We start from the raw sequence: 19,829 nt of genomic DNA on the forward strand, positions 1-19,829 counted from the left end.
TCCTCGACGCGGGTGCGCAGCTCGGCGAGGTCGTCGCGGCGGCCCCGACCCGACGAGTGAGGCACCCCATGGACAGCACCGACCGCCGCGACGACCTCGCCGAGCTGCGCACCCGCGTCGAGGAGGCCCTGGCGGCCGACGACGTGGTGGTGGAGCAGGTGCGCGCCACGGGCACCGCCGAGCACCGCACCGTCGAGGTGGTCCTCGACCGCGCCTCGGGCACCCAGGGCCTGAGCCTGGACGACGTCGCCCGCCTCTCCGGCCGGGTCTCCGCCGCCCTCGACGCCCTGGGCGACCACGTGCCCGGCGTCGGCGCGGGGGAGTACCTGCTCGAGGTCACCACCGCGGGCGTGGACCGCCCGCTCACCGAGCCCCGCCACTTCGCCCGCAACGTCGGCCGTCTCGTCGAGGTCTCGGTCGACGGCGCCGCGCCCGTGACCGCCCGCCTGAAGGACGTGACGGCCGACGACGTCGAGCTGGCCGTGGTGCGCCCGCCCGCGAAGAAGGGCATGAAGGCCAAGGAGCTGCCCGCCGAGCGGGTCGCCCTCGACCGCCTCGGTCCGGCGATCGTGCAGGTAGAGTGGAGCCCCGCTCAGCAGGCCGGCGACGCCGACGCCGCCGCGGGCGAGGACACGGCCGAGCACACGGAGGCATGAGTTGGACATCGACATGAGCGCGCTGCGCATGCTGGAGGCGGAGCGGGAGATCCCGATGGACCGCCTCATCCCCACCATCGAGCAGGCCCTGCTCATGGCGTACCACCGCACCCCGGGGGCCCTGAAGCGCGCCCGCGTGGAGATCGACCGCGCGACCGGCCACGTCACCGTGTGGGCCACGGAGCTGGACGAGGACGACACGCCCATCGGCGAGTTCGACGACACCCCGAACGGCTTCGGCCGGGTGGCCGCCTCCACGGCGCGCCAGGTGATGATCCAGCGCATGCGCGAGGAGGACGACGACAAGGTCCTCGGCGAGTTCAAGGACAAGGAGGGCGAGCTCGTCTCCGGCGTCATCCAGCAGGGCCTGAACCGCCACATGGTCCAGGTGAACCTCGGTACCCTCGAGGCCGTCCTCCCGCCGCCCGAGCAGGTGCCCGGCGAGGACTACGCCCACGGCCGCCGGATCCGCGCCTACGTGGTCTCCGCGACGCGCGGCGCCAAGGGACCGTCCGTCACGGTGTCCCGCTCGCACCCCGGCCTCGTGCGCAAGCTCTTCGAGCTCGAGGTCCCGGAGATCGCGGACGGCTCGGTCGAGATCACGGCGCTGGCCCGCGAGGCCGGCCACCGCACCAAGATGGCCGTGCGCGCGACCCGCCCCGGGGTGAACGCCAAGGGCGCCTCCATCGGCGAGATGGGCAGCCGCGTGCGCGCCGTCATGACGGAGCTCAACGACGAGAAGATCGACATCATCGACCACGTGGACGACCCCGCCGCGATGATCGCCAACGCCCTCTCGCCCGCCACGACCGTCTCGGTGGAGATCCTCGACGCGGACCAGCACTCGGCCCGCGCCGTGGTGCCGCAGTACCAGCTGTCCCTGGCCATCGGCAAGGAGGGCCAGAACGCCCGCCTCGCGGCCAAGCTCACGGGCTGGCGGATCGACATCGTCGGCGACGGGGTCACCACCTCCGCCCCGGGCCGCTGACCGTCCCCGGGAACAGATCCGGGCCCAAACGCGCTAGGATGGATGAGGTCCTTTCTCGATCCGACGCCCGTGAGGGGTGAACGCATGACGTCTCGGACGGTCGTGCGCACCTGCATCGGATGCCGATCGAGGGCGGACCAGCAAGAGCTGGTGCGCGTCGCCCTGGACTCCTCGACGGAACCCCCATCCGTCGTCTGGGACCCGGAACGACGCCGTCCCGGCCGGGGTGCGTGGCTGCACCCCGGCGAGGACTGCCTCCACCTCGCCCTGCGCCGCCGCGCGTTCGGGCGGGCCTTCCGGTCCGCCGTCGACGCCGACGCGCTGGTCCGCACCGCGGAGGCACCGGCTGACAGACCGACAGATGAAGGCGGGTCAGAGATCTGATGCGTACCCGATGAGCACTGAAGCATGAGTGCCCAGCGATGAACTTCACCCCCTGCTATCAGGCAGGCCGTGGTGCGCGTGCCCTGGTGGCGCGCGCGACGGCCTGGAGCAACGTCAACGGTCCCAGGACGCGCTGAGACGGACAGCCCGAGCGGCTCCGTTCCGGCCCGTGGGGCCAGAACAGGAGAACCGTGGCCAAGGTCCGCGTCCATGAGCTCGCCAAGGAGCTCGGCATCACCTCGAAGGAGGCCTTGAGCACGCTCAAGGACCTCGGCGAGTTCGTCAGCTCGGCTTCGTCCACCATCGAGCCCCCGGTGGTCAAGAAGCTGCGCAACGCCTACCCGGGTGCCGGCAAGTCCGCCGCCAAGCCCGGTTCCACGCCCGCCGCCCCGGCCGCGGGCCGTTCCGCCGCGCCGAAGCCGGCGGCCGCCCCGTCGCCGCGCACCGCGGCCCCCACGTCGAACGCCGGCGCCCCGGCGCCCGGTCCCGCCGCGGGCCGCACCGCCGCGCCCAAGCCGGGCGTCGCCCCGACCCCCGGCCCCGCCGTACCGACGCCGGCCGCCCAGGTCCCGGCCGAGCCGAAGGCCCCGCAGCCGTCGGCCACGCCGGGGTCGGCCGCGCCGAAGCCGGGCGCCGCTGCGCCCAAGCCGGGTGCCTCCGCGCCCAAGCCGGGCGCCCCGCGTCCCGGCAACAACCCGTTCAGCCCCAAGGGCGGTTCCGCCGGGTCTCGTCCGGGCGCCCGCCCGGGCGGCCGTGGTGGTGCTCCGCGCCCGGGCAACAACCCGTTCGCCCCCTCGCAGGGCATGCGCTCCGGTCGCGAGGACCGAGCGCCTCGTCCGGGCGGCCCCCGTCCGCAGGCCGGCGCCGGCGGCCCCCGTCCGGGCGGTCCGCGCCCGGCCGCGGGCGCCGGCGGTCCCCGCCCCGGTGGGCCGCGTCCGAACCCGGGCATGATGCCCAAGCAGATCACCCCGGCCCCGCAGCCGGCCCGCGGCCGTGGCCGTCCGGGCGGCGGCCCCGGCGGCGGTCCGGGTCGTCCCGGCGGCCCGGGCGGCCGTGGCGGTCGAGGCAACGCCCAGGGCGCCTTCGGGCGCGGCGGCGGCCCGCGCAAGGGACGCAAGTCGAAGCGCGCGAAGCGCCAGGAGTTCGAGCAGCAGCACACGCGTGAGATCGGCGGCGTCAAGGTCCCCAAGGGCGACGGCACCACCGTCCTGCGCCTGCGCCGCGGTGCGTCCCTGGCCGACTTCGCCGAGAAGATCCGCGCCGACGTCGCCGACCTGGTGAAGGTGCTCTTCACCCTCGGCGAGATGGCCTCGGCCAACCAGTCCCTCGACGAGGAGACCTTCCAGCTGCTCGGCGACGAGCTGGGCTACAAGGTCCAGATCGTGTCCCCGGAGGACGAGGACAAGGAGCTGCTGGAGGCCTTCGACATCGACCTCGAGGCCGAGGAGGCCAACGAGGACGAGGCCGACCTCGAGCCGCGCCCCGCGGTCGTCACCGTCATGGGCCACGTGGACCACGGCAAGACGCGTCTGCTGGACGCCATCCGCTCCTCGAACGTCATCGAGGGCGAGGCCGGCGGCATCACCCAGCACATCGGCGCCTACCAGGTGCCCGTGGAGCACGAGGGCGAGCAGCGTCGCCTCACCTTCATCGACACCCCGGGTCACGAGGCGTTCACCGCCATGCGTGCCCGCGGTGCGAAGGTCACCGACATCGCCGTGTTGGTGGTGGCGGCCGACGACGGCGTCATGCCGCAGACCGTCGAGGCGCTCAACCACGCCCAGTCGGCCGGCGTGCCGATCGTGGTGGCGGTCAACAAGATCGACAAGGACACCGCCGCCCCGGACAAGATCCGCGGTCAGCTCACCGAGTACGGCCTCGTGCCCGAGGAGTACGGCGGCGACACGATGTTCGTGGACGTCTCCGCGCGCAACAACATCAACATCGACCAGCTGCTCGAGGCGATCCTGCTCACTGCGGACGCCGCCCTCGAGCTCACGGCGAACCCGCACAAGGCCGCCCGCGGCGTGGCCATCGAGGCCAACCTCGACAAGGGCCGCGGCGCCGTCGTCACCGTGCTGGTGCAGACCGGCACGCTGCGCGTGGGCGACACCATGGTGGTGGGCTCCGCCCACGGGCGTGTGCGCGCCATGTTCGACGAGAACGGCAAGGCCGTGGAGGCGGCCGATCCGTCGCGTCCCGTCCAGGTGCTCGGCCTGTCCTCGGTGCCGCGCGCCGGCGACTCGTTCCTCGTCACCGACGACGAGCGCACCGCCCGCCAGATCGCGGAGCGGCGCGAGGCGGCGGACCGCAACGCCCAGCTGGCCAAGCGCCGCAAGCGCATCACCCTGGAGGACTTCGACCAGGCCGTGGCCGAGGGCAAGCTGGACACGCTCAACCTCATCATCAAGGGCGACGCGTCCGGTGCCGTCGAGGCGCTGGAGGACTCGCTGCTCAAGATCGAGGTCGGCGAGGACGAGGTGCAGCTGCGCGTCATCCACCGCGGCGTCGGCGCCATCACGCAGAACGACGTGAACCTGGCGACCGTGGACAACGCCATCATCATCGGCTTCAACGTGCGCCCCGCCGAGCGGGTCGCCGACCTGGCCGACCGCGAGGGCGTGGACATGCGCTTCTACAACGTGATCTACGACGCGATCGACGACATCGAGAACGCGCTCAAGGGCATGCTGAAGCCGGAGTACGAGGAGGTCGAGCTCGGCTCGGCCGAGGTCCGCGAGGTGTTCCGCTCCTCCAAGTGGGGCAACATCGCCGGTGCGCTCGTGCGCTCGGGCCTCATCCGCCGCAACGCCCAGGCTCGCCTGGTGCGCGACGGCGTGGTGGTCTCCGATCACCTCAGGATCGAGTCGCTGCGCCGCTTCAAGGACGACGCCACGGAGGTCCGCGAGGGCTACGAGTGCGGCATCGGCCTGGGCAACTTCAACGACATCAAGGAGGGCGACGTGATCGAGACCTTCGAGATGCAGGAGAAGCCGCGCGTCTGACGGCCGGGGCGGGGGCCCGCACGGGCCCCCGCCCTCCGCGTCCCACCCTCTGAACCATCACCACCGGAAGGAACCGCACCATGGCCGATCCGGCACGCGCCGGCCGCCTGGCCCAGCGCATCAAGGTCCTCGTGGCCGAGGCGCTGCGCCGCGGCGTCAAGGACGACCGCGTGGAGCCCGTCACCGTGACGGAGGTCCGCGTGACCAACGACCTGCAGCACGCCACCGTCTACTACACCGTCCTGGGCGACGAGGCCACGGTGGCCGCCGCCCACGAGGGAATCCAGGACAACCGCGGCATCCTGCGCCGCGAGGTGGGCCGCGGGCTCACCATCCGCCTGGTGCCCACGCTCGAGTTCGTGGCGGACACCGTCCCCGAGGCGGCCGCACACCTGGAGGACGTCCTCCGCGTGGCCAAGGAGCGGGACGCCGAGCTGGCGAAGGCGCGCGAGGGCGCGTCGTACGCCGGTGACGCGGACCCGTACCGCGCCGCGGAGCCGGACGCCGACGCCGACGACGCCCCGCGCGCCTGAGGCCCGCGGCACGGTGAGCGCACGCAGCACCGGGGGACAGGCCCCCGACGCGCCGGGAACGGAGGCGTCGGGGGTCGTCCTCGTGGACAAGCCGCAGGGGTGGACCTCGCACGACGTCGTCGGGCGGGTCCGTCGGCTGGCGGGCACCCGCAAGGTGGGCCACGCCGGCACCCTGGACCCCATGGCCACGGGCCTGCTCGTGGTCGGCGTCAACAAGGCCACGCGCCTGCTGACCGCCATCACGGGCACGGACAAGACGTACACGGCCACGATCCGGCTCGGGCAGTCGACCGTCACGGACGACGCGGAGGGCGAGGTCGTGCAGACCCGGCTGGCCAACGCCGTCACGCCCGAGCGCGTCGCCGAGCAGGTCGCCGCCCTGACGGGCGAGATCCTGCAGGCGCCCTCGGCCGTCTCCGCCGTCAAGGTGGCGGGCCGGCGCGCCTACGATCTCGTCCGCGCGGGAGAGGACGTCACCCTCGACGCCCGCCCCGTCACCGTGCACGAGTTCACGGTGCACGAGCTGCGCCGGCTCGACGGCGGCCGGCTGGTCGACCTCGACGTCACCGTGCGCTGCTCCTCCGGGACCTACATCCGGGCGCTCGCCCGCGACCTGGGCGAGGCCCTCGAGACCGGCGGGCATCTGACGGCGCTGCGCCGCACCGCCGTCGGCCCGTTCGACGTGGCCGACGCTCTCACGATCGAGGCCCTCGCGGAGCGCTTCGCGATGACCGAGCTCTCCGAGGCCGCCGCCGGGCTCTTCCCGGTGCGCGAACTGACGGAGCATGAGGCCCACGAGCTCGCCTTCGGGCGGGTCGTGGCGCCCACCGGCACGGGTGAGACGCTCGTCGCCGGGCGCGCGCCGGACGGCCGCGTCATCGCCCTCGTCTCCGACGTGCGCCGCCGCGGCGCCGACGTCGCCAAGCCCCAGCTCGTGTTCGCCCCGGCCGAGGGGCCGGGACAGGGAAGGACCGCATGATCCTCGACGCCTGGTTCTGGACGGGACTGGTGATCGGCGCCGTCTCGTTCGTGGTCTGCGTGGTGATGACGGCGATCCGCCGCCACCCCGCGGACGCCTCGATCCTCTCGGTGGCCGCCGTCGAGCTGTTCACGCTCGTCTACGCGGCGGCCGCCGCCGTCCGCCAGCTCCGCGGGGACACCCTGAACGGCCCCGGCTGGGAGTTCTGGGGCTACATCCTCACCGCCCTGATCGTGCCGGTGATCGCCGTGGGCTGGGCCGTCACGGACAAGACCCGGTGGTCCAACCTCGTGCTGGCCGTGGTCGGGCCCACGATCGCCGTGATGCTGCACCGCATGCAGGTCATCTGGTTCGGGCAGTGGTGAGGAGGACGGACATGGCACCCAGCGACGGCGCCCCCGCGCGCAACCAGGGTCTCGGCCGGATCATCGTCATGGTCTACGCGGTGTTCGCCCTCTCGGCGAGCGCGCGCAGCCTCTTCCAGATCCTCACGCAGTTCGACGCCGCCCCCGTGGCGTACACGCTCTCCGCGGTCGCGGCGGTCGTGTACATCGTGGCGACGCTCGCGCTCGCCCGCTCCGGCCCCCGCGCCTGGGCCGTGGCGCTCGGCGCCGTGCTCGTGGAGCTGGCCGGCGTGGTCGGCGTGGGACTGTGGACCGTCCTGGATCCGGGGATGTTCGCCCATGACACCGTGTGGTCCCGGTTCGGCGCGGGCTACGGCTACGTGCCGCTCGTGCTGCCGGTGGTCGGCCTGATCTGGCTGCTGACGCACCGCCCCGTCCGCCCGGCCGAGGCGGGGGCGCTCTGATGCGGGTCTGGAACAGCCTGGACGAGGTCCCCACGGACCTGCCGCGCACCGTGGTCACCCTGGGCAACTTCGACGGCGTGCACCGCGGCCACCGCGAGGTGCTGCGCCGGGTCGTCGAGCTGGCGCGGGCCCGCGACGCCCTGGCCGTGGCCGTGACCTTCACCCCGCACCCGCGCGCCGTGCACCATCCCGAGGTGCCCCACGTGGACATCATCAGCCCCGAGCAGCGGGTCGTCCTCCTGGACGAGGCGGGTCTGGACGCGGTGCTCCTGCAGCGGTACACCCTCGAGTTCGCGGACCAGTCCCCGGAGGAGTTCGTCCGCGGCATGCTCGTGCACGGGCTGCACGCCGCCGTCGTGGTCGTGGGGCACGACGTGCGCTTCGGCCGGGGCAACACCGGCGACGTCGCGGAGATGGTGCGCCTGGGCGCCCGCTACGGCTTCGAGGTCGAGGCCGTCGAGGAGTTCCCCGCCGAGCACGGGGCCGAGCCGGAGCGCCGCTGCTCCTCGACGTGGGTGCGCGAGGCGCTGGCCGCGGGCGACGTCGCGCAGGCCGCGGCCGTGCTCGGCCGGCACCACGTGCTCGCCGGCGAGGTGGTGCACGGGTTCGCGCGCGGCCGCGAGCTCGGCTTCCCCACGGCGAACCTCGAGACGGATGTGCAGGGCATGATCCCGGCCGACGGCGTCTACGCCGGCTGGGTGCACGACGCGCACGGCGGGGTGTGGCCGGCCGCGATCTCCATCGGCTCGAACCCCACCTTCGAGGACGTCTCCCGCGTGGTGGAGGCGCACGTGATCGACCGCCACGACGAGCGCGTGGAGGACTTCGACCTGTACGGCCAGCACATCGAGGTCGAGTTCGTGGCCCGGCTGCGTGGGATGGTCGCCTACGAGGGCGTCGAGAAGCTCGTGGCGCAGATCACGCAGGACGTGGACGAGGCCCGGGCGATCCTGGCCGCGACCCCCTCCGACCGGTGAGCGCCCCGGAGCCGGTCGTTCCCCCCGCCGTGCCGAACCTGCCGGGGCGCCCGGCCCGGGCCCGTCGGGCCGGGCCCAACCCCTTCGAGACCGGCGGTGAGCACTACGACGCCGTCCGCCCCTCCTACCCGGCCGCCGCGGTGGACCGCGTCCTGGCGGACACCGCCGACGGCGCGGACGTGGTGGAGCTCGGGGCCGGCACGGGACTGTTCACCCGGCTGCTCGCGGCCCGCCCGGCGGACCGGGTGCGGACGGTGACGGCCCTCGAGCCGTCGGCGTCGATGCGCGCCGTCCTGGAACGCGAGGTCGCGGCCGCCACGGGCGGGCGGGTGCGCGCCGTGCCGGGCACGGGCGAGGCCACGGGCCTGCCGGTGGCGAGCGCCGACGTCGTGGTGGCGGCCCAGGCGTGGCACTGGATGGACCCGGCCACGGCGAGCGCGGAGGCCGCACGGGTGCTGCGCCCGGGCGGGCGCCTGGCCGCGGTGTGGAACCAGCTCGACACGGCGGTGCCGTGGGTGCACCGTCTCACCCGGATCATGCACGCCGGGGACGTGCACGCCGCCCGGCCGGAGCAGCGCCGGTTCGCCGCCCCGTTCGGGGCGGAGGAGCACGCGCGCTGGGCGTGGACGCAGCCGATGACCGCGGCCGGGCTGCACGGGCTCATGGCCTCGCGCTCGTACTGGCTGCGCGCGGACGAGCGGATCCGGTCCCGGATGACGGCCAACCTCGACTGGTACCTGCACGAGCACCTGGGCCATGCGGCGGACGCGGTCCTGCAGGTGCCCTACGTGACGGTGGCCTGGTGGGCGGCGCCGGTCAGGGGCGGGCGCCCACGGTGACCGGGACCGTCCGGGCGATCCCGGCCCGCCGCGCCTGCCAGAGCAGCAGCGCCGTGGCCACCGCGACCACCGCCACCGAGAGCAGCGTGGCCGCCGGGGAGCCGGCGGTCTCGGCGCCCACGTAGCTGTCCTCGACGGTGCCCACGAGCGTGCCGACGGCGATGATCACCACGTTGTTGACCACGTGCAGCGCGACGGCGGCCTCGAGCCCGCCCGTGCGCCACGTGAGCAGGACGGCCGCGACGGCGAACGCGGCGAGGTCCAGCAGGATCCACGGGTCGAGCGAGCCGTGGGCGAGGGAGAAGGCCGCCGCCGAGAGCGCCGCGGTGACGGCGACGGCCACGACCGGCCGGCGGATCCACGTGCCGACGGCCAGCAGCAGCCACCCGCGGAACAGGTACTCCTCACCCGCGGCCTGGAACGGGGTGAGCACGAACGCCATGACGAGCAGCCAGACCCAGTCCTGCGCGCGCGGGGCCGTGGGGGCGCCGTCGAGGGCCCACGTGCCCAGCACGTAGGCGAGGAACAGCGGCGTCAGCACGACGACGCAGCGCGCGAGCCAGCGCCAGCGCACGCGGCCCTCGACCGAGTGGACGAAGCGGGCGGCGACGGGGTGGCCCAGGGCCACGGCCAGCAGCGCGACCCCGATCAGTGCGGCGAGCAGGAGGTTGTTCAGCAGCACCATGGGCGCGGAGTACAGGTCGAGGTCGGTCACGTCCGTCGGGTCGGCCGCGTCGAGCAGTCCGGGCCCGGACGTGGCGATCAGGGCGAGAGCGCCCAGCACGCCCCCGAGCACGAGAAGGCCCACCAGGCCGGCCAGCACGAGGCCGAAGGACGCGAGCGGGTTCCACCATCGGGCCCGCGGCGTGCGCAGCAGCGCGGGGTAGCCGTGGCCGATCAGCGGCAGATCCAGGGGCGGCGCGGGCGGCCGGACGGGGAACGACGGCGGGGCCGGGGAGTGGGGTACCGGTGGGGTGCTCACCGGGCCAGGGTAGGCGATGCGGTAGAGTCGACCCTCGGCCTCCCTGCAGTCCGCGGTGGGGTGGGCCCCGCGTCGTCCGCCCCGGCGGGGCGCGGCCCGTGTTCGCGGTACCGAAGTGAAGGAGGCCCACCATGGCCCTGGATCCCGCTGTCAAGCAGCAGATCATCAAGGAGTACGCCACCCACGAGGGCGACACCGGCTCCCCCGAGGTGCAGATCGCGGTCCTGTCCCGCCGCATCAAGGACCTGACCGAGCACCTCAAGGAGCACAAGCACGACCACCACACCCGCCGCGGCCTCATGGGCCTGGTCGGTCGCCGTCGTCGCATGCTGGGCTACCTGCAGAACGTCGACATCGAGCGCTACCGTGCGCTGATCGAGCGCCTCGGCCTGCGCAAGTGACCTGAGGAGGCGGCGCCGGAGCCCGCGGGAGACCCGCGAGCGCCGGCGCCGCCTTTCGTCTGCCCCCGGACGCACGTAGTGTGTCCCGAGGGGAGACCGCCGCAGCCTGCGGCACCCCGGCGCGCCACGGCGCGCCTCCCTGCATCGTCGAAACACCCGACGGCTCCGCGCCCATCGCCCGCGGTCCTCGACAGTGGCTTCCGGACCCCGCCGCACGGCGGGATGCCGAGGGCCTCGATCGAAGACCAGGGGGACAGGGACGCGTGCGGCGCCGTCCACCTGAAAGGAGGCCCTCATGGAGGGTCCTGAGATCACCTTCGCCGAGGCCGTCATCGACAACGGCTCGTACGGCAAGCGCACCGTCCGCTTCGAGACCGGGCGCCTCGCCCAGCAGGCCGCCGGCGCCGCCATGGTCTACATCGACGAGGAGACGTCGATGCTGTCCGCCACGACCGTGGGCAAGTCCCCCCGCGAGGGCTTCGACTTCTTCCCGCTGACCGTGGACGTCGAGGAGCGCATGTACGCCGCGGGCCGCATCCCCGGCTCGTTCTTCCGCCGCGAGGGCCGCCCGTCCACGGACGCGATCCTCACCTGCCGTCTGATCGACCGCCCGCTGCGCCCGGCGTTCGTCAAGGGCATCCGCAACGAGGTCCAGGTCGTCGTGACCGTCACCTCGATCGCCCCGGACGAGATCTACGACACGGTGGCCATCAACGCCGCCTCCCTGTCCACGCAGCTGTCCGGTCTGCCGTTCTCCGGTCCCATCGGCGGCGTGCGCATGGCCCTCATGGACGACGGCTCCGGCACGCGCCAGTGGGTCGCGTTCCCGAAGCACTCCCAGCTCGAGGGCGCCGTGTTCAACATGGCCGTGGCCGGCCGCGTGGTGGGCGACGACGTCGCCATCATGATGGTCGAGGCCGAGGCGACCCCGGACTCCTGGACCCTGGTCAAGGAGCGCGGCGCGCAGGCGCCCACCGAGGAGATCGTGGCCGAGGGCCTCGAGGCCGCCAAGCCCTTCATCCGCGCCCTGTGCGAGGCCCAGGCCGACCTGGTCAAGCGCGCCGGCAAGGACCCGGTGGACGTCCCCGTGTTCCAGGACTACCAGGACGACGCCTACGCCGCCGTCGAGAAGCTCGCCACGGGCCGCCTGACCGAGATCTTCTCCATCGGCGACAAGCAGGAGCGCGAGTCGGCCTCGGACGCCTACCTGCTCGAGGTGCTCGAGGAGCTCGCCGGCGAGGGCAAGGACTTCGCCGAGCGCAAGGGCGAGATCGCCAAGGCCTACGGCTCCCTCACCAAGCAGATCGTGCGGCGCCGCATCCTCACCGACCAGGTGCGCATCGACGGCCGCGGCCTGACGGACATCCGCAAGCTGACCGCGGAGGTGGAGGTCCTGCCCCGCGTGCACGGCTCCGCCATCTTCGAGCGCGGCGAGACCCAGATCATGGGCGTCACCACGCTGAACATGCTCAAGATGGAGCAGCAGATCGACTCGCTGGCGCCGGAGACGGCCAAGCGGTACATGCACCACTACAACTTCCCGCCGTACTCCACCGGCGAGACCGGCCGCGTGGGCTCCCCGAAGCGCCGCGAGATCGGCCACGGCGCCCTCGCCGAGCGCGCCCTGGTGCCCGTGCTGCCGGCCCGCGAGGAGTTCCCCTACGCGATCCGCCAGGTCTCCGAGGCCCTCGGCTCCAACGGCTCGACGTCGATGGGCTCCGTCTGCGCCTCCACCCTGTCCCTGCTGAACGCGGGCGTGCCGCTGCGCGCACCCGTGGCCGGCATCGCCATGGGCCTGGTCTCCGCCGAGGTGGACGGCCAGACCCAGTACGCGGCCCTGACCGACATCCTCGGCGCCGAGGACGCGTTCGGCGACATGGACTTCAAGGTGGCCGGCACCGCCGAGTTCGTCACCGCGATCCAGCTGGACACCAAGCTGGACGGCATCCCGGCCTCCGTGCTGGCCGCCGCCCTGACGCAGGCCCGCGAGGCGCGCCTGCACATCCTGTCCGTGCTGAACGCCGCCATCGACGCCCCGGACGAGATGGCCCCCACCGCCCCGCGGATCATCTCCGTGCGCATCCCGGTGGACAAGATCGGCGCGGTCATCGGCCCCAAGGGCGCCATGATCAACCAGATCCAGGACGACACGGGCGCGGACATCACCATCGAGGACGACGGCACCGTGCTGATCGGCGCCACCGACGGCGCCTCGGCCGAGGCCGCGCGCTCCGCGGTGAACGCGATCGCCAACCCGCAGGTCCCCGAGATCGGCGAGCGCTACCTCGGCACCGTCGTGAAGCTGACCACGTTCGGCGCGTTCGTCTCGCTCACCCCGGGCAAGGACGGCCTGCTGCACATCTCCGAGCTGCGCAAGCTCAACGAGGGCAAGCGCGTGGACGACGTCGAGGACGTGCTCGGCGTGGGCCAGAAGGTCCAGGTCGAGATCACCAAGATCGACGACCGCGGCAAGCTCTCCCTCTCCCCGGTGGTGGCGGAGTCCGACGCCCTGGCCGAGACCGCGGACGCGATCGAGTCCTCGCAGACCGAGGCCTGATCCGCCCCGGCCGGGCACGCCCGGCCCGGTGACCACGACGGCGCCGCACCCTCCCCGCGAGTGGTGCGGCGCCGTCGTCGCGCATGGGCGAGAATGGCCGACATGAGTGTTCACCGTGAGATCCCCCTGGACTTCGACGGCGTGCTGGCGGACGAGGGCAACGGTTCCGTGGTGCGCCGCTCCGTGCTGCCCGGCGGCGTCCGCGTGCTCACCGAGGCCATGCCGGACCAGCGCTCGGTGACCATCGGCTACTGGGTGGCCGTGGGGTCCCGTGACGAGTCGCCCGAGGGCTACGGCGCCACGCACTTCCTCGAGCACCTGCTCTTCAAGGGCACGCCCACGCGCACCGCGATGGACATCGCGGCCGCCTTCGACCGCGTGGGCGGGGAGTCCAACGCCGGCACGGCCAAGGAGTCCACCGTCTACCACGCCCGCGTGCTGGACGAGGACCTGCCGATAGCCGTGGAGGTCCTCACGGACATGCTCACCTCCTCCCTGATCGACCCGGACGAGTTCGAGACCGAGCGCGGCGTGATCCTCGAGGAGCTCGCCATGGACGCGGACGACCCCGTGGACGTGGCCCACGAGAAGCTCGCCGAGGTCATGCTGGACGGCCACCCCCTCGGCCGGCCGATCGGCGGCACGCCCGAGACGATCCGGGCCGTCACCCGCGACCATGTGGTCGGGCACTACACGCACTGGTACCGCCCGGACGAGCTCGTCGTCACCGCCGCCGGCCACCTCGACCACGACGAGGTCTGCCGCCTCGTCCTCGCCGCCCTGCGCGCCTCGGGCTGGGAGCTCACCCCGGGGGCCCTGCCCGCCCCGCGTCGTGCCGTGGACACCGCCGGGGCCGCGGCCTCGCGGGTGCGGACCGGCACGCACACCGTCACCAAGGCGGTCGAGCAGGCCAACGTCCTCGTCGGCGGCCGCTCGCTGTCCACCACGGACCCGGACCGCTTCGCCCTGGGCGTCATGCAGTCCGTCCTCGGCGGGGGCATGTCCTCGCGGCTGTTCCAGGAGATCCGCGAGCGCCGCGGCCTGGCCTACAACACCTACTCGTTCTCCGCCGGGTACTCCGACGCCGGCTACTGGGGCCTGTACGCGGGCTGCCAGCCGGACCGGGTGGATGAGGTGGCCGCGCTGATGGAGGCCGAGCTGGACCGGATGGCCGAGGCCGACGTCACCGGGGAGGAGCTCGCGTGCGCCCACGGGCAGATCTGCGGCGGCACCGTGCTGGGCATGGAGTCCACGGGCGCCCGCATGTCCCGGCTGGGACGGGCCGAGCTGGTCACGGGGGAGTACGTAGACCTGGCGGCCTCCCTCGCCCGGGTCCGGGAGGTCGACGCCGGCCAGGTCCGGGCCTTGGCCGCGCGCCTGGCCACGGGGGACCGGGCGCGCGTCGTCGTCGCCCCGGCCTGACCTCGGCCACGGCCGCCGGGGCGGGCCGCGTAGGCTGGAGGCCATGACCGAGACCCGCACCCCCTCCGCCGTGTCCGCTCCCGACGACGTCCCGCGCGTCGCGATCCTGGGCGCCCGTGGGCGCATGGGCCGCCACGCGGTGCCCGCGGTGCGAGCGGCCGAGGGTCTGGAGCTCGTGGCCGAGCTCGGCTCGCAGGACCGCCTGGACGCGGTGCTCGACACCGGCGCCACCCACGTCCTGGACCTCACGGTCCCGGACGCCTCGCCCGAGAACGTGGCCTTCGCCGTGGAGCACGGGCTGCACACCGTGGTCGGCACGTCGGGCTGGGTGCCCGAGCGCCGCGCGCGCCTGGAGGCGCAGCTGGCTGAGCACCCGGGGGTGGGCGTGCTGATCGCCCCGAACTTCTCGGTCGGCTCGGTGCTGGCCTCGGCGTTCGCCGCGCAGGCGGCGCGGTACTTCGAGTCCGTCGAGCTCGTCGAGCTGCACCATCCGGACAAGGTGGACGCCCCGTCGGGCACGGCCGTGCGGACCGCCGAGCTCATCGGCGCGGCCCGGGACGCGGCCGGCGTGCCCGTCTCCCCGGACGCCACCGAGCACGACCCGGACGGCGCGCGCGGTGCCGTCGTCCACGGCGTGCACGTGCACGCGGTGCGCCTGCGTGGCCTGGAGGCGCACCAGGAGGTGCTGCTGGGCGGGCCGGGCGAGCAGCTCGTGGTCCGGCACGACGCATTCGACCGCGGCGCCTACATGCCCGGCGTCGTCCTCGGCCTGCGGACCGTGGCCTCCCGCCCGGGTCTGACCTACGGACTGGACGGATACCTGGACCTTGGCTGAGCCCTCCCGCACCCCCGACGACGGCGCCGTGGGCCCAACCGAGCACGCCGCCCGTGCCCGCCGCTCGACCGTGATGAGCAAGGTGTGGGTCGGCTTCGTCTGCCTGCTCGTGCTGCTGTTCGCCGGGTTCGCCCTCAACGCGTCCGTCGCGCTGGTGCGAGCCCCGCAGCCGCTGGCCAAGGCGATCGGCGTGGGCGTCATCCTCGTGGTGCTGGTGACCGTGGCCGTCCTGGCCCGCGAGGTGTGGTTCGGCCGCCAGACCGAACGCCTGGCCGACCAGCTCGAGGCCGAGGGCGGACTGCCGGAGGACGACCTGCCGCGCTCGCCCGGCGGCCGGATCGACCGGGAGGCCGCCGACGCCCAGTTCGAGCTGTACCGCGTGGAGGCCGAGGCCGCACCGCGCGACTGGCGCGCCCGCTACCGCCTCGCCCTGGCCTACGACGCCTCGGGCGACCGCCGCCGCGCCCGCGAGGCGGCCCGGGAGGCCGTCCGCCTGCACCGCGCCGGCTGACGCGGCCCACGCGTCGCTCAGCGTCCTCCGACGGCCCGTTCCCCACCCGCCCGGGAGAGCCGGGCCATCACGGCTTCGAGCGGACCCCGTCGGCCGCTGAGCTCGGCGGCCAGCCCGGCCGCGAGGCACAGCACGACGAGGACGGCGAGCAGCGCCCCGTCGGCCGGGTCGGTCCCGGTCGCGTCCACGAGCGCGAGCACAACGAGGTGCCCCACGTAGAGCGTGAGCGGGATGCGCCCCGCACCCACGAGCGGGCGCAGCGCGGCGTGCCCGACCAGCGGCCGGGCCAGCAGGCAGGCGCCCAGCACGGCGCACGCCCAGCCCGCCGCGAGCACGGCGGCCACCACGGACCCGGAGTGCGGGGTGGGCAGGGCGAGCCACAGCGGATCCGGGATCAGCAGCGCGAGCCGCGGCTCGCCCGTGCGCAGCGTGAGCGCCGTCTCGGCCGGGTCCGTGCCGATCGCCGCGGCGACCCGCCCGACCGTGCCCGGGGCCCGCAGCACCGCCGCGCCGACGACGACGGCCGCCGCCCACGCCGCGGCCCCGCCGCCGAGGATCCCGACGGCCACGCGGGGCCGGTCCAGCGGCAGCCGCCCCAGGGCCAGCCCCAGCACGAGGAACGCGCCCCAGGACAGGACGGGGTAGTAGCCCGTGACCGTCAGATCGGCCAGCAGCAGCCCAGGACGCAGCAGGTCCGCGGGGCCGGGGGAGAGCCAGAGCCGCCCGCCCACGAAGAACTCCTGACGGCCCAGGGCGGCCTGCGCGGCCGCGACCACCGCGAACACCAGCACCGGCCCGAGCACGAGCCACGCCCCCGCGATCACCCCCAGGGTGCGGGCGCGCAGGCCCAGCAGGGGCAGCGCGAGCAGGAAGAGCAGGGCGTAGTGGCACAGGATCACCGCCACGGGGACCCCGAGCGTCCCGCACGCGAGCCCGAGCACGAACAGCAGACCCGCGCGGCGGGCGATCCGGCGGCGCAGCGCCGCGCGCCGGACCCCCGTGGCCGGCGTCGCGCCCCCCGTGGACAGGGCCAGCCCGACGCCGGCCAGCAGGACGAACAGCACCGAGGCGCGGCCGGCGAACCACAGGAACGCCGGGTGGGGCGCCCCGTCCGCCGTCACCGGGTCGAGGACGTGGACGGTGATCATGCCGAGCAGGGCGATCCCGCGGGCCGCGTCGACGCCGGGCAGCCGACGACGCGCGGGCCGGTCCGGGCGGACGGCGGCGGGGGGCGGGGACGCAGGGCGGGCTCCTCTCGGGTCGCCGCGCGTCGCGGAGGGGCCACGGACGGCGCGGGCCCCCAGTCTCGCAGGTAGGGTGGGGCCCATGAGTGCCGTCCGTTCCGCCGTCATCCCCTCCGAGATGCTCTTCGGCACGGTCGTGCCCGCCATGGTCACCCCCATGACGGACGAGGGCGCCGTGGACCTCGAGGCGGCCGCCGCGCTGGCCGAGCACCTGGTGGACCGCGGGGCCGACGGCCTCGTGGTCACCGGCACCACCGGCGAGACCTCCACGCTCACGGACGACGAGAACGTGGCGATGTTCCGCACCGTCGTCGAGGCCGTGGGGGACCGCGCCAGGGTCGTGGCCGGCACCGGCACCAACGACACGGCGCACACCCTCGAGCTGTCCCGCCGCGCGGCCGAGACGGGCGTGGACGGGCTGCTGCTCGTCACCCCGTACTACAACAAGCCCAACCAGGCCGGCATCCGCGCGCACTTCGAGGCCGTGGCCGACGGCGTGGACCTGCCGATCATGCTCTACGACATCCCGGGCCGCTCCGTGATGCCGATCGAGCCTGAGACGATCATCGCGCTCGCGCAGCACCCCAACATCCGTGCGCTCAAGGACGCCAAGGGGGACCTGCAGGCCACCACCACCGTCCTGGCGCACACGGACCTCGACCTCTACTCCGGCGACGACGGCGCGACCCTGCCGCTCATGGCGCTCGGCGCCGTGGGCGTCGTCTCGGTGGCCGCGCACGCGGCCCCCGGGCTGTACCGCCGGCTCGTGGACACCGTCCACGCCGGCGACCTGGCCGGTGCCCGTGATCACCACTTCGCGCTGGACCCCGTCCAGCGCGGCATCATGACCCACGTCCAGGGCGCGGTGGCCGCGAAGGCCGTCCTCGCCGCCCAGGGCGTCATCCCGTCCGCAGCCGTGCGGCTGCCCCTCGTCCCGGCCACGCCGGACGAGCTCTCCGTCATCCGAGCCGACCTCGCGGAGGCCGGCATCACCTTCTAGAAGGGACCCGTTCCATGACCGCAGGCACCCGCCTGTCCACCCCGCCCAAGCTCAAGCGGGGCACCTGCCGCATCGTCCAGCTGGGCGGCCTCGAGGAGGTCGGCCGCAACATGGTCACCTTCGAGATCGACGGCAAGATCCTCATCGTCGACTGCGGCGTCCTCTTCCCCGAGGAGCACCAGCCCGGCGTCGACCTGATCCTTCCGGACTTCGACTACATCCGGGACCGGGTGGACGACGTCGTCGGCATCGTCCTGACCCACGGCCACGAGGACCACATCGGCGCCGTCCCGTACCTGCTGCGCCTGCGCGACGACATCCCCGTGATCGGCTCCAAGCTGACCCTCGCCCTGATCGAGGCCAAGCTCGAGGAGCACCGGATCAAGCCGCGCACCCGCGTGGTCAAGGAAGACGACATCGTCGAGTTCGGCCCGTTCGAGTGCGAGTTCGTGGCCGTGAACCACTCGATCCCGGACGCGCTCGCCGTCGCCATCCACACGGACGCCGGCACCATCCTGCACACCGGCGACTTCAAGATGGACCAGCTGCCGCTCGACGGCCGCATCACGGACCTGCGCGCCTTCGCCCGTCTCGGCGAGGAGGGCGTGGACCTGTTCATGACCGACTCCACGAACGCCGAGGTCCCGGGGTTCACCACCACGGAGGCGGAGATCGGCCCCACCCTCGAGCGCTACTTCGCCACGGCGAAGCGCCGCATCGTGGTGGCCTCGTTCTCCTCCCACGTGCACCGCGTGCAGCAGGTCCTCGACGCCGCCCACAAGCACGGTCGCAAGGTGGCCTTCGGCGGGCGCTCCATGATCCGCAACATGACCATCGCGGCGAAGCTCGGCTACCTCAACGTGCCGAACGGGATCCTCGTGGACATCCGCAAGGTGGACAAGTACCGCGACGACGAGATCGTGCTGATGGTCACCGGCTCCCAGGGCGAGCCGATGGCGGCCCTGTCCCGCATGGCCAATGGGGACCACCAGGTGCAGCTGGAGGAGGGCGACCTCGTCGTGCTGGCCTCCTCGCTGATCCCGGGCAACGAGAACTCCGTGTTCCGTGTGATCAACGGGCTCATGAAGCTCGGCGCGACCGTGGTGCACAAGGGCATGGCCAAGGTGCACGTCTCCGGCCACGCCTCCGAGGGCGAGCTGCTGTACTGCTACAACATCGTCGAGCCCGAGTTCGTGATGCCGGTGCACGGCGAGACCCGTCACCTGATCGCCAACGGCCGGATCGCGGAGAAGACCGGCGTGCCGGCCGAGAACGTCATCCTGGCCGGCAACGGCACCGTGGTGGACATGACCGACGGCCTCGTGAAGGTCGTCGGCGAGGTGGAGTGCGGCTACGTGTACGTGGACGGCTCCTCCGTGGGCGAGATCTCCGACTCGGACCTCAAGGACCGCCGTGTCCTGGGCGAGGAGGGCTTCATCTCGATCATCACCGTGGTCAACCGGCAGACCGGCACGATCGTGTCCGGCCCGGACGTCCACGCCCGCGGCGTCGCCGAGGACGAGAAGGTGTTCGAGGAGATCAAGCCGAAGATCGTCCGGGCGCTCGAGGAGGCCGTGCAGTCCAGCAAGGACCACACCGCCCACCAGCTCCAGCAGGTGGTCCGCCGGACCGTCGGCACGTGGGTCAACCGCAAGCTGCGCCGCCGCCCGATGATCATCCCGGTGGTCCTGGAGGCCTGACCCCTCCG

19 protein-coding genes are annotated in these 19,829 nt (G+C 73.6%); 17 read left to right on the top strand and 2 right to left on the bottom strand.

Annotated elements, in window-relative coordinates; all coding sequences use genetic code 11:
- The 10 genes from J1M44_RS06465 to J1M44_RS06510 form a co-directional block, all read left to right on the top strand.
- Positions 1-656 (top strand): ribosome maturation factor RimP (locus J1M44_RS06465; RefSeq protein ID WP_241252865.1); only part of this gene is annotated, 656 nt, incomplete at its 5' end.
- A gap of 1 nt (position 657) precedes the next feature.
- Positions 658-1,644: a transcription termination factor NusA gene (gene nusA, locus J1M44_RS06470; RefSeq protein ID WP_002854993.1), complete on the top strand. Its 987-nt coding sequence runs from the start codon at positions 658-660 to the stop codon at positions 1,642-1,644.
- An 84-nt stretch (positions 1,645-1,728) separates the two neighbouring features.
- Positions 1,729-2,028: a YlxR family protein gene (locus tag J1M44_RS06475; RefSeq protein ID WP_223246455.1), complete on the top strand. Its 300-nt coding sequence runs from the start codon at positions 1,729-1,731 to the stop codon at positions 2,026-2,028.
- 191 nt (positions 2,029-2,219) lie between these two features.
- Complete coding sequence (gene infB / locus J1M44_RS06480) at positions 2,220-5,033, top strand: translation initiation factor IF-2 (protein WP_144824203.1); 2,814 nt, start codon at positions 2,220-2,222, stop codon at positions 5,031-5,033.
- Between the two features lie 80 nt (positions 5,034-5,113).
- Positions 5,114-5,566 carry a 30S ribosome-binding factor RbfA gene (rbfA, locus tag J1M44_RS06485; protein ID WP_049158269.1) on the top strand — a complete coding sequence of 151 codons (453 nt, stop codon included), beginning with the start codon at positions 5,114-5,116 and terminating at the stop codon, positions 5,564-5,566.
- Between the two features lie 13 nt (positions 5,567-5,579).
- Positions 5,580-6,545, top strand: a complete 966-nt coding sequence (gene truB / locus J1M44_RS06490) for a tRNA pseudouridine(55) synthase TruB (protein WP_095695509.1) — start codon at positions 5,580-5,582, stop codon at positions 6,543-6,545.
- Positions 6,542-6,910, top strand: coding sequence for a hypothetical protein (locus J1M44_RS06495; protein WP_095695510.1), 369 nt, complete (start codon positions 6,542-6,544; stop codon positions 6,908-6,910). The genes truB and J1M44_RS06495 overlap by 4 nt, the downstream gene beginning before the upstream one ends.
- An 11-nt stretch (positions 6,911-6,921) precedes the next feature.
- Positions 6,922-7,353 (top strand): hypothetical protein, encoded by a 432-nt coding sequence (locus J1M44_RS06500; RefSeq protein ID WP_095695511.1) that lies wholly within the window; start codon positions 6,922-6,924, stop codon positions 7,351-7,353.
- Positions 7,353-8,330: a bifunctional riboflavin kinase/FAD synthetase gene (locus tag J1M44_RS06505; RefSeq protein ID WP_095695512.1), complete on the top strand. Its 978-nt coding sequence runs from the start codon at positions 7,353-7,355 to the stop codon at positions 8,328-8,330. The genes J1M44_RS06500 and J1M44_RS06505 overlap by 1 nt, the downstream gene beginning before the upstream one ends.
- Entirely contained in the window at positions 8,327-9,169 is an 843-nt protein-coding gene (locus J1M44_RS06510; RefSeq protein ID WP_095695513.1) for a class I SAM-dependent methyltransferase, read from the top strand. Before J1M44_RS06505 ends, J1M44_RS06510 begins: the two co-directional genes overlap by 4 nt.
- Here the strand turns inward: J1M44_RS06510 and J1M44_RS11710 are convergent.
- Positions 9,147-10,151 carry a CPBP family glutamic-type intramembrane protease gene (locus J1M44_RS11710; RefSeq protein WP_098471410.1) on the bottom strand — a complete coding sequence of 335 codons (1,005 nt, stop codon included), beginning with the start codon at positions 10,149-10,151 and terminating at the stop codon, positions 9,147-9,149. The two genes, J1M44_RS06510 and J1M44_RS11710, sit on opposite strands and share 23 nt — an antisense overlap.
- A 131-nt stretch (positions 10,152-10,282) precedes the next feature.
- Between J1M44_RS11710 and rpsO the strand changes: the two genes are divergently transcribed.
- The 5 genes from rpsO (at position 10,283) to J1M44_RS06540 (ending at position 15,877) form a co-directional block, all read left to right on the top strand.
- Positions 10,283-10,552, top strand: coding sequence for a 30S ribosomal protein S15 (gene rpsO, locus J1M44_RS06520; RefSeq protein ID WP_010079122.1), 270 nt, complete (start codon positions 10,283-10,285; stop codon positions 10,550-10,552).
- A 295-nt stretch (positions 10,553-10,847) separates the two neighbouring features.
- Positions 10,848-13,109, top strand: a complete 2,262-nt coding sequence (locus J1M44_RS06525) for a polyribonucleotide nucleotidyltransferase (protein WP_095695515.1) — start codon at positions 10,848-10,850, stop codon at positions 13,107-13,109.
- A gap of 102 nt (positions 13,110-13,211) precedes the next feature.
- Positions 13,212-14,531, top strand: coding sequence for a M16 family metallopeptidase (locus J1M44_RS06530; protein WP_206480770.1), 1,320 nt, complete (start codon positions 13,212-13,214; stop codon positions 14,529-14,531).
- Positions 14,532-14,574: 43 nt separating this feature from the next.
- The gene (gene dapB, locus J1M44_RS06535; RefSeq protein WP_095695517.1) at positions 14,575-15,366 is read left to right on the top strand and encodes a 4-hydroxy-tetrahydrodipicolinate reductase; all 792 of its coding nucleotides are present in this window, start codon (positions 14,575-14,577) and stop codon (positions 15,364-15,366) included.
- The gene (locus J1M44_RS06540; protein WP_049158275.1) at positions 15,359-15,877 is read left to right on the top strand and encodes a hypothetical protein; all 519 of its coding nucleotides are present in this window, start codon (positions 15,359-15,361) and stop codon (positions 15,875-15,877) included. The genes dapB and J1M44_RS06540 overlap by 8 nt, the downstream gene beginning before the upstream one ends.
- Positions 15,878-15,894: 17 nt before the next feature.
- Here the strand turns inward: J1M44_RS06540 and J1M44_RS06545 are convergent, their stop codons facing one another.
- On the bottom strand, positions 15,895-17,025 hold the full coding sequence (locus J1M44_RS06545) for a heparan-alpha-glucosaminide N-acetyltransferase domain-containing protein (protein ID WP_241252866.1): 1,131 nt from the start codon (positions 17,023-17,025) through the stop codon (positions 15,895-15,897).
- Positions 17,026-17,203: 178 nt separating this feature from the next.
- Between J1M44_RS06545 and dapA the strand changes: the two genes are divergently transcribed.
- The gene (gene dapA, locus J1M44_RS06550) at positions 17,204-18,121 is read left to right on the top strand and encodes a 4-hydroxy-tetrahydrodipicolinate synthase (RefSeq protein WP_095695519.1); all 918 of its coding nucleotides are present in this window, start codon (positions 17,204-17,206) and stop codon (positions 18,119-18,121) included.
- A 14-nt stretch (positions 18,122-18,135) separates the two neighbouring features.
- Entirely contained in the window at positions 18,136-19,821 is a 1,686-nt protein-coding gene (locus J1M44_RS06555) for a ribonuclease J (protein ID WP_002856517.1), read from the top strand.
- Positions 19,822-19,829: the final 8 nt, after the last annotated feature.

It is taken from the genome of Micrococcus sp. KRD128, from assembly GCF_017168395.1.
GTDB classification, from domain to species: domain Bacteria; phylum Actinomycetota; class Actinomycetes; order Actinomycetales; family Micrococcaceae; genus Micrococcus; species Micrococcus luteus.

What these genes read in the sequence shown, in the direction of transcription:
- J1M44_RS06505 (WP_095695512.1), top strand. Translation starts at nt 7,353, where the DNA reads ATGCGGGTCTGGAACAGCCTGGACGAGGTCCCCACGGACCTGCCGCGC.
- dapB (WP_095695517.1), top strand. Translation starts at nt 14,575, where the DNA reads ATGACCGAGACCCGCACCCCCTCCGCCGTGTCCGCTCCCGACGACGTC.
- J1M44_RS06555 (WP_002856517.1), top strand. Translation starts at nt 18,136, where the DNA reads ATGACCGCAGGCACCCGCCTGTCCACCCCGCCCAAGCTCAAGCGGGGC.
- J1M44_RS06545 (WP_241252866.1), bottom strand. Translation starts at nt 17,025, where the DNA reads ATGATCACCGTCCACGTCCTCGACCCGGTGACGGCGGACGGGGCGCCC.
- J1M44_RS06495 (WP_095695510.1), top strand. Translation starts at nt 6,542, where the DNA reads ATGATCCTCGACGCCTGGTTCTGGACGGGACTGGTGATCGGCGCCGTC.
- rpsO (WP_010079122.1), top strand. Translation starts at nt 10,283, where the DNA reads ATGGCCCTGGATCCCGCTGTCAAGCAGCAGATCATCAAGGAGTACGCC.
- rbfA (WP_049158269.1), top strand. Translation starts at nt 5,114, where the DNA reads ATGGCCGATCCGGCACGCGCCGGCCGCCTGGCCCAGCGCATCAAGGTC.
- J1M44_RS06525 (WP_095695515.1), top strand. Translation starts at nt 10,848, where the DNA reads ATGGAGGGTCCTGAGATCACCTTCGCCGAGGCCGTCATCGACAACGGC.
- dapA (WP_095695519.1), top strand. Translation starts at nt 17,204, where the DNA reads ATGAGTGCCGTCCGTTCCGCCGTCATCCCCTCCGAGATGCTCTTCGGC.
- J1M44_RS06500 (WP_095695511.1), top strand. Translation starts at nt 6,922, where the DNA reads ATGGCACCCAGCGACGGCGCCCCCGCGCGCAACCAGGGTCTCGGCCGG.
- J1M44_RS06475 (WP_223246455.1), top strand. Translation starts at nt 1,729, where the DNA reads ATGACGTCTCGGACGGTCGTGCGCACCTGCATCGGATGCCGATCGAGG.
- J1M44_RS06530 (WP_206480770.1), top strand. Translation starts at nt 13,212, where the DNA reads ATGAGTGTTCACCGTGAGATCCCCCTGGACTTCGACGGCGTGCTGGCG.